Source organism: Anaeromicrobium sp. (assembly GCF_025210435.1).
Taxonomy (GTDB): domain Bacteria; phylum Bacillota; class Clostridia; order Peptostreptococcales; family Thermotaleaceae; genus Anaeromicrobium.
The window spans coordinates 1-9,095 of sequence record NZ_JAOART010000019.1 but is presented as its reverse complement, the minus strand read 5'-3'; the positions used below and the strand labels follow the sequence as shown (position 1 = coordinate 9,095).

Annotated in this window: 9 protein-coding genes and 2 pseudogenes; 3 read left to right on the top strand and 8 right to left on the bottom strand. The window is 28.7% G+C overall.

What is annotated here, in order from left to right; all coding sequences use genetic code 11:
• Positions 1–181: 181 nt before the first annotated feature.
• Positions 182–790 (bottom strand): TetR/AcrR family transcriptional regulator, encoded by a 609-nt coding sequence (locus tag N4A57_RS01985; protein WP_293655766.1) that lies wholly within the window; start codon positions 788–790, stop codon positions 182–184.
• A gap of 249 nt (positions 791–1,039) precedes the next feature.
• Here N4A57_RS01985 and N4A57_RS01980 point away from each other — a divergent pair, with 249 nt between their 5' ends.
• Positions 1,040–1,432: a pyridoxamine 5'-phosphate oxidase family protein gene (locus tag N4A57_RS01980; RefSeq protein WP_293655765.1), complete on the top strand. Its 393-nt coding sequence runs from the start codon at positions 1,040–1,042 to the stop codon at positions 1,430–1,432.
• 137 nt (positions 1,433–1,569) lie between these two features.
• Here N4A57_RS01980 and N4A57_RS01975 read toward each other — a convergent pair whose 3' ends face one another.
• Positions 1,570–2,193 (bottom strand): DUF488 domain-containing protein, encoded by a 624-nt coding sequence (locus N4A57_RS01975; RefSeq protein ID WP_293655763.1) that lies wholly within the window; start codon positions 2,191–2,193, stop codon positions 1,570–1,572.
• A 911-nt stretch (positions 2,194–3,104) separates the two neighbouring features.
• Here N4A57_RS01975 and N4A57_RS01970 point away from each other — a divergent pair.
• Both N4A57_RS01970 and N4A57_RS18620 read left to right on the top strand, forming a co-directional pair.
• The gene (locus N4A57_RS01970; protein ID WP_293655761.1) at positions 3,105–3,383 is read left to right on the top strand and encodes an EamA family transporter; all 279 of its coding nucleotides are present in this window, start codon (positions 3,105–3,107) and stop codon (positions 3,381–3,383) included.
• The gene (locus N4A57_RS18620; protein ID WP_442863851.1) at positions 3,380–3,520 is read left to right on the top strand and encodes a hypothetical protein; all 141 of its coding nucleotides are present in this window, start codon (positions 3,380–3,382) and stop codon (positions 3,518–3,520) included. Before N4A57_RS01970 ends, N4A57_RS18620 begins: the two co-directional genes overlap by 4 nt.
• A gap of 246 nt (positions 3,521–3,766) precedes the next feature.
• Here N4A57_RS18620 and N4A57_RS01965 read toward each other — a convergent pair whose 3' ends face one another.
• The 6 genes and pseudogenes from N4A57_RS01965 to N4A57_RS01945 form a co-directional block, all read right to left on the bottom strand.
• On the bottom strand, positions 3,767–5,569 hold the full coding sequence (locus N4A57_RS01965; protein ID WP_293655759.1) for a MutS family DNA mismatch repair protein: 1,803 nt from the start codon (positions 5,567–5,569) through the stop codon (positions 3,767–3,769).
• Positions 5,570–5,794: 225 nt separating this feature from the next.
• Positions 5,795–6,343 (bottom strand): GyrI-like domain-containing protein, encoded by a 549-nt coding sequence (locus tag N4A57_RS01960; RefSeq protein ID WP_293655758.1) that lies wholly within the window; start codon positions 6,341–6,343, stop codon positions 5,795–5,797.
• A gap of 39 nt (positions 6,344–6,382) precedes the next feature.
• Positions 6,383–6,487, bottom strand: a pseudogene (locus N4A57_RS18615) (MerR family transcriptional regulator); the annotation flags it as partial.
• 94 nt (positions 6,488–6,581) lie between these two features.
• Positions 6,582–7,244: pseudogene (locus N4A57_RS01955) on the bottom strand (creatininase family protein); the annotation flags it as partial.
• A gap of 147 nt (positions 7,245–7,391) precedes the next feature.
• The gene (locus N4A57_RS01950; protein WP_293655767.1) at positions 7,392–8,204 is read right to left on the bottom strand and encodes a PDDEXK nuclease domain-containing protein; all 813 of its coding nucleotides are present in this window, start codon (positions 8,202–8,204) and stop codon (positions 7,392–7,394) included.
• A 107-nt stretch (positions 8,205–8,311) separates the two neighbouring features.
• Positions 8,312–9,095, bottom strand: a 784-nt coding sequence (locus N4A57_RS01945) for a PDDEXK nuclease domain-containing protein (protein ID WP_293655755.1), incomplete at its 5' end; no start/stop codon positions are given.

Genomic DNA, 9,095 nt, shown 5'->3' with positions numbered 1-9,095 from the left:
TAGGATGTTGTGACGTTCCAGGGTTCCAAAGATTTTCAATCGTTTCCCTTATAGGCAAGTTACTGTATAAAACAAATTTACAACCAAGAAATCTATATAGGGTTCACCGTATATACTCCAACAGCGGTTTTTATGAAAAAGGTGTCTGCTCCATAATTTGTATGGAAAATACTTTTAAGTTCTAACAATTTTTTAGTAATTCTAGTATATCTTTCGAGTACATATTAATGACTATCCGCGATACTTCTTCTATAGAATACTTATCCTTATTATTAACCCAAAAGCGAATAACTCCTATAAGCCCTGCTGCCATATATTCAACATATATTATTCTATGGTCTATATTTCTCTCATCAGTTTTTAGTGAGTAAGATTTGTCTAGCCCCTCACTCATATGATTCTTTATCACATTTGTAAATTTAAAAGATAAGTACGGTATACTTTCATCCCCTAGAATCACCTTATAGAAATCAAAATCTTCTTCAATAGATTTAAAAACTTTCTTATTTATTTCATAGAACTCATCATAACCTAAGTCATCAATTATATTAATATTACTACTAGCATTCATACTTTCTTTCAATTTATTGAAACACTCACTACTTAGTTGATCAAGTAAATCATCTTTATCTAAATAATGTAAGTAGAAAGTATTACGATTAATCATTGCTTCTTCTGCTATATCTTGAATGGTAATTTTATTATAGTTTTTCTCTTTAAGCAAGTCTAAAAACGCTTTTTTTATAGATTTTTTCGTTCGTATTATCCTTAAGTCTGTCTTCTTCCTCATGATTTCCTCCTACTTAATGAACATTAATGATCAACATGTCTATTATCTATCATATCATCTTATATTAACCATTGTATCTTATATTTATATTCTATACAATAATTAATATAATCACTCTTTAAATTCAAGGAGGTTTAAAAATATGTAACAAATCCAAAGAAAATAAATTTTTCTCACCCAAATTTGACGGTGGTAAAAGGGGAACTTAATGAATATTAAAAAATAAAACTTAAAAAGGAGACTAATAACATGAGTAAGGAATTAAATTTTATTAAGGAAAATCCTATGGGATTCTTAGCAACAGTAGACGAAAATGGAAAGCCTAGAGTAAGAGCCTTTGGAATTATGATTACGGAGGATAATAGAATACTTTTCGGAACATCAAACAAGAGAAGGACTTTCAGCCAACTAAAAGTTACTCCTTATGCAGAATGGATAACAAAGTCTAAAAATTCATCAACACTAAGAGTAAGTGGTAATGTAGTTATTGAAGAGGACGTGGAAATTAAATTAAACACTATTGAAAATAATCCAACAATAAAAAACATTTATGCTGGAAGAGAAGATGAATTTGAAATGTTTTATCTTGAAAACATTGAATATGATTGGTTTGAGATGAAAATCACAATCCCAATAAAATAGGATCTTTAAATATATTTGAAGATTTTAGTAAGTAGTATAGGTATAGTACGGAGAGAGTGGTGGATGTAGGGTAGTAGGTATAAGAGATATGGAGACACCCTTTTCATTTACTAAATATATTAATTGCTCTTGTATGTTTAAATATCATCCTTAATTTTCTCTACTCTATACCCAATCTCTTTATTGCTCTTTCTATAACATTCCTTTAATAAATCTTGCTTTGATTGGCCTTTTCCCATGTATATATCAAAAGTAATTTGATTTCTATTGCTATAGTACTTTTCTAAAAGGTTTTCTTCCATTTCTTCTTGCGTTGCTAGTGTATAATCATCTATTATATGTCTTAGATTAAAACCTTCATCTCTCAATACCTTTCCCAACAAAATACATCTATGACAATTGATAGGATCTTGCATTGCTCCCATTAGTGCAATTCTATATCCCTTTTTACATCCAGCTTTTAACCTTTCTATACCAATTAGAAAGTCTTTGTTATGGATTACTTTTTCAAAATCAGCATACCCTTCATTCGTATACAGACTTCTATCTTCTCTTTGAACTGCAAATTCCTTGCCCATATAAATATACGTAAACCCATTATGTATTAAAGTTCTCTTTATTGCTTCTTTATTAAATTGTGTATTATATTTAGAGTATGGCGTTCCTCTTATGTCTACTATACAATTTATATTGTGAAAATTTAGCATTTTTAATAGTCTATCCATTGAATAGTTTGAATGTCCTATTGTAAAAATATCCATCCTTGTCTTCCACCTTTTCATATAGAATTTTGATAAAAGATAAATCAATACCAGCCCACTAAGGTCTATTCTTATCCATATTATCTTTAACAGATAATTCCTTCTGTTTTTGATTGACATATTGAAAATCTACTATATTCGTTATTTTATTTCAATCCTATTATACCTATACAATGAAATTAACTTCGGTTTTCATTTCATTAATCTGACCTCTATAAGATTGATAAAATTCATAGGTGGGATTTAGTTTATCTGGTTCAAGACTACTATTATCTATTTGCAATGTTATAGTGTTTATAAAGATACTCCTAATCTAGAATTCTTTATATGCATTTCCTTATATTATTACAAAACTTATAAACGAAAAAAGCCATATACCTTAGACCCTTATTGGTGTCTGTTGAATATGGCGTAATTTAAATTATTTAAAGTAAATCTATCATTTACTTTAGGTCAATTCTATCTTTAGCAAAAATTTTAGGCGATTTTTTGCTGTATTTTTTAAATTGCATATTAAAATGAGGTTGGTCATAATATTCTCCTTCATGTGCTAAATCAGATAAGTTCATTCTTTTAGAGTATAGTAGCTCTCTACTAACAAATTCAAATTTCTGAATTTAACTAAACTTACTTGGGGATATTCCAATATATTTATTAAAATCTCGTTCAAGCTTTCTTCTAGATATTCCTTTATTTCTTGAAAATTCATCTATGTTTTCACCACTATTAATATACTCTTGAATACGCCTTATGAAATATATATCCTTCTCTGATAACTTTAAATGTCTTAGTAATACAGACTCAAGTTTACTAATATTAAGTCTTTCACTCTTTGAAAAAATTGTCCAATATGATCATGGAATGGCTTCATAGCCATGAGGATGTAGAAGATTTATGGGTATATGTAGCAAATGGCAATGAAATTGTTGGCAAATTCTATGACAAATATGGTTTTAGGTTCAGCCATAGTGTCTTTAATGGGTTTATTTATGCATACTGTCAAAATAAAAAATAAAATGAAATCCTATTATTTAATGCTACCAGCTGTTATATTATCAGCTGGAGTTATTGTTACTGGTAAAATTTCCGTTGCAGAATTAGGACCATTTACAATCCTCTTCTTCCGCTTTTTCATAGCTTCAATTATACTGATACCTGTTGTAATAAATATGGTGCAAGCAGTACAATGATTTATATGAATTTAATCCCAATCTTCTCGTTAGTATTAGTTATTATTTTCTTAAATGAAAATTTCACACAATCATTAATGGTTAGCACATTTTTAATTTGTATCTCTATTTACTTAAACAATAGTGGAGAGCATTAGGCAATTTGGTGTGCTTATACTAATTGTTGTTAGAAATAAAACACTGTAAATAATTAATAGAAAAGTCCTATCTGGAGGATTATCTCACAGATGGGACTTTATTCATATGTAGGTTATATTTTACACATATATCCAAATTAACTAGTATTTTAAAATGCTTGATTATAACAAAAACCGCCGTTACTTGTGGTACGGCTCACCGTATCGTTATAACTACGTTTTTTATATGGCAAAAGAATCTCTTCCTTAATCTACCCCATCTTCTATTCCTATTATCTTCATAAGATGCAGCGCATTTCTTGTGGTAGAAATACCTGGTCTTAGTTTGTAATCAAAACAAATTTGACCATCATTATAATATTCTTGGAAATGGTAATTTTTAATTGTATTCTCCTTTTCCAGCATTCCTAGTTCAAGATCATGGGTCGATACAAGGCCTACAGCTCCATTGTGCTGTAATTTTTTAATTAGCTTTTTTGCCCCTATATGCCGATCATAGGAGTTTGTCCCTTTGAATATTTCATCAAGTAAGAAAAATACTTTTGTATCTCCCTTAGTCGCTTTTACAATTTCTTTAATCCTCAATAGTTCTCCATAAAAAGAGGATATACCTCTCTCAAGATTGTCACTTATTCTCATACACGTATGTATGCTGAAAATTGAACATGTCATGTAATTTGCACATACTGGTGCACCTACATAAGCAAGTACTAAATTGATTCCTATAGTCCTCAGAAAAGTACTCTTTCCAGACATATTAGATCCAGTTATTAATAATATTCCGAAAGGATCTTGTATATTTACATCATTACAAACCTGTCTATTTGTAAGCAAATGGTGCCCTATATTCTTGGCTTTAAGCATTGAAGATTCCTCTGTAATTTCAGGAATTGCCCAGCTTGGATAATCATATGCTATGGTCCCTAAACTGGATAGGGCTTCAATTTCACCCATTTTTTGTAGCCATTCTTCAAGTATTAATCCAGATTCATTTTTCCAACGTTCTAATTCAATTAAGCATTGATAATCCCATAGGGAAATCACATTAATTGGAAAAAAGAAAATATTGTTTCGGTTTTCAATCCTATCAACTAAGGCTTCTAGTCTTTTTAGTTGTTTCATTGCTGATATACCTTTATTGTTGCCTAGGCTGTTACTTAATTCTCTAAGGTATTCAGACTGAAAACTCACTTTTTCAAAGTGCCTTAACATCCGCCTGTATGTGGTGATACTTTTTTGGTACTTATACACCAAGGCAAAATCTTTATTCCGCTTTTTTATGTTGATTAAGAGTAACATCATCTGAAATATTATAAACAATATTGGAATGCCTTTTATGGTTCTATTGCCTGCAAAGGCTAGCAGAAAAGTACTAACTGTAACAATAGGTAATGCTCGAAATACTACAATCATCCAAGAATTTATATATAATGACTGTCTAGTTTTAGCCCAGTTTATTAAAGCTTCAATATTTCTGTTTTTTTCTGTAATCATCCTTCCTTCTGCCTGAAGTCTATGTCTCCACCATCTCTTAGTAGCCAATTCACTGATTGCTTCCTGTCTTTTAAGAATTGTCACTTTATCGCCATATGGATGAGTCAAAATATGTGCAAGCCTAGTTCTTCCCATATGAGTATTCCCTGAATTGATCCATTGGAAGAGAGATCCTTGTCCTAAAATATCAAGGTCATAAGAAAAATTGTGATTTTCATCTTGAAAATCATCTCCCGTATCGTTAAACTTCATCCATCTGCCATCTATTCTCATGATGGAATCAACATTTACTTTTTTAAGTATAGATACATATTCATGTGTTTCCTTAAGTCTTCTATGCCTGCTAACGAGGTAAACAAACAATATAATCCAAAGCAAAGATATCCCCCAAGAAATCAGATGTCTTTCCATACTGCTTGCAAAGCTTACAGTCATAATTATAGGTACTACCATCAAGAGCCTTAAACCACTAATGTACGTTATGTTTTTTGATAGCTTGTCTAATAAGCGGTCGTAATATCTCACTCTTTTTTCATATATCTTCCTTGAATTCATAAATTTCTAGCTCCTTTAACCTTTAAAATATGAATATGGGTTTGTTTTCTAAACTAGTTATTATTTATTTCGACAACGTTCAGACTAGAGTGCCATTCTCGCTTTCAGAGAAAAACGCACTTATTTATGGTACGGTTCACCATGATTAACTAAATACATTACTTTTTATTCATCAACTTAACACCAATATAGTATAAAAAACTTTGTATATTCTATAAAATCCTTTTATTGCTCAACCTTAAACATTATATCTATTATAAATTTTCCTGATTTTATTTCATATTTCTCAATTATAGGTTCAATTAATTTATAATTATTTTCCTTAGCAAAATCATATAACTGTGCATAAGCATTCCCTTTATTCCTAAGTCCATTATGCGTTGTTCTTAAGAACATTCCACCTTCAAATCTCTTTTTAGAAATTTTATTTACCATTTCCGTTTTTTCAATAGGTGCAAAAACCTCTACATCAGCAATTTCATTTTCATCTCTATTATGGATAATTACCATGTGATTATTTTTAAGTTTTACAAAAAACTTATTTATTATTTCATATAACTTTCCAATCAACTGTCCAATTTCTTCAAATTTTATTTTTTCTCTAATAAAAATGGCTTCACTTGCTTCCATCTCAATTATATCAACAAAGTAATTTATTTTATCATTATTTTCAACCCAAAGTACAGACTCATTAATTTTTCTCTTAATAGATTTTTTCATATCTTTTAAATTTATAATTTTTTTATCTATATTTAATAGTTTCTTTTCTAACATATTGTTTAGTAATTTTTTGTTTTTTGACTTTTTTATTTCATTTATGTCTGTTAAGGATAAACCATATTTCTTTAACTCCTTTATAAATATAATTTCGCTTATTTGTTCTTTATCATAATACCTATAATTATTTAAATCATCTATCTTGAATGGTTTAAATAATTATAGGTATTATGATATCTTAACGTTTTAGTTGATACTTCAGCGATTAATGCAAATTCTCCAATAGTATACATTATTATCTTCTACCTTTAAGGTTATTTGTTCTCAAAAAAGGATTATTATATAAAAAATGATGTTCATATATTTGATAATTATCTCTTCTAATAAAAGCACTTATGGCTTCAAATAATATTTGTACCATTCCATCATTTAATAATTTCCCAAGTTTAGTACTTGCCATTTTAGGATATCCCATATGACCAAAACCTTTAATTTTTTTCAATATTTTTTCTGGATATATCATGTCTTGAGGATTAATATCTATATCTGGTTGTTTAACATAGTTTGTTTTAACCAAACTATATTCAATATATAACATATTAGAAGTCTCAATCCATCCTGCATGAAAATCATTTGAATATTCCTTAAATAATCTTTCTATTTCAGAATGATGTTTTATGTTGAATCCTAATTTTTCATTAGAAAAAATTGCACCCATGGGAGAAAATGCACTTGCTCCATATTTAGTATTAATTTCTTCACAGGCTTCTTCAATTGCTATAAGATGTTTTGGTTCTGCATGACCAGATACTATTACTATATTTTTTATTCCCCAATTAACTATATTTTCTATTATCTCATAGGCTACTGTTTTAATAGTAGTTTGTTTTAAGTGAAGATTACCAGGGAAACCAGACATATTACCATATCCAAATGTTATTGGTGTCATAACTAAAAACTCATAGTCTTTATATAATCTATTAAGTTATTCAATATAACATGCTTCTTCAAACTATTTTTTATATGTTATACTAAAGTTATAATGAAAAGTATAGCATTTTTTACTTATTATACGGTTCCCCACGGTTTACTAAATGCATTACTCTTATTTTCTCTGTTCTAAAATCAGTTTTGCCCTTTGTATTGCCTTATGCAACTTTTCTTCTAATATCTCCTTAGGTGGCATTTGTGTTAAGTACTGTGCAACGTGTATCCCACTTTTATCTAATTTTAATTCTATTACTACTAACCTTCTCATTTTTCTATGATAAAATAGTAAATCTATGTAATAATCTTCATCATCTATTCTTATCCTTTTTTGTCTCGCTAAAAATGCAAAATCTGTTCCCATCTCTAATATAAAATTTTCTAACTCAGCAAGAATTGCATTTTCTAAATCCTTTTCACTATATACATCTTTAAGCCCTAAAAAATCTAAAATATAAGGATCTCTAAAAAATAACTCGGTACTCATTATATCTTCTTTTTCTAACAATTCTAATTCTTGTTTTATCAATTTATCTGGCTTTTTAGATATAACAGTTCTCTCAAATAACATAGAGTCTATTTTGCTTTTTAAAGTTCTTACACTCCATTTTTCTAAAGCACACATCTTAATATAGAATTCTCTTTTAATATTATCTTCTATAGAAATTATTTGAAGTAGATGAATCCAAGATAATTTTGCAATCACTGATTGCAAAATTTCTAAATCAGGTATTACCTCATATAATCTAACCATATTAAACAAGTTTCTTTGGCTAAAACCTCTGCCATAATCTTTTGTTAATTGAGTGCTTATCTTTTTTATAACAGATTTACCGTACTCTGCTTTTTGCTCATTAAGCACCTGTATTTTAATAATTCTTCCTATATTCCAATTTAATAAAACTAATTCTGAATTTACTGCTGTCTGTATATTTGTTTTTGATTTTTATATTAATCCTAATATTTGATTTCAGAAAAAACGCAATCGTTTTTATGGTAAGGTTCATCATAGTTTACTAAATACATTACTTTTTATTCTTAGATTTTCTTCTGTATTTCAATAATACCTCTCTCTTTAATTAACTCTTCCTTTAATTCCTCTTCTGAAGGTAAATACACTTTATACTTAGATGCAAATATTTGCTTTTGTCCCTCTGGAAGAGTATATTTAACTACTGCTTCATTTTTTTCTGAACATAACAGTATACCAATGGGTTCATTCTCTCCATCCATCATTTCATTTCTCTTGTAATAATTAGTATACATTTGCATTTGTCCTATATCCTGATGCGTCAATTTACCAATTTTTAAGTGTATCAGAACAAAACATTTTGCAATTCTATTATAGAAAACTAAATCAATAAAATAATGTTCCCCATCTAAAGTTATTCTTTGTTGTCTTGAAACAAAGCAAAATCCTTTACCTAACTCTAAAAGAAATTCCTGTAAATGTTTAATCAATGCATCTTCTAAATCCTTTTCATAAAAAGCAAAGTTTTGCTTTAATCCTAAGAACTCCAAAAAATAAGGGTCTTTTACTAAGTCTTCTGGTTTAGAAATTTTATGCCCTTCGTTTGCTAACTGTAGTGTGCTCTCTTTATCCTTGCTTAATGATAATCTTTCAAACAATAATGATGATATTTGTCTATCTAATTCTCTAACTGACCAATTTGACGAAATGGCTTCTTCAAAATAAAATTTTCGCTTTTCTACTTCATCAATTTTAGATAAAAGTAAATAATGACTCCAACTCAATTGGTCAGACAGTGTCTGACTTATTGGAAAAGATTTATAAAATTTTCGCATATATTTTAAATTAGTT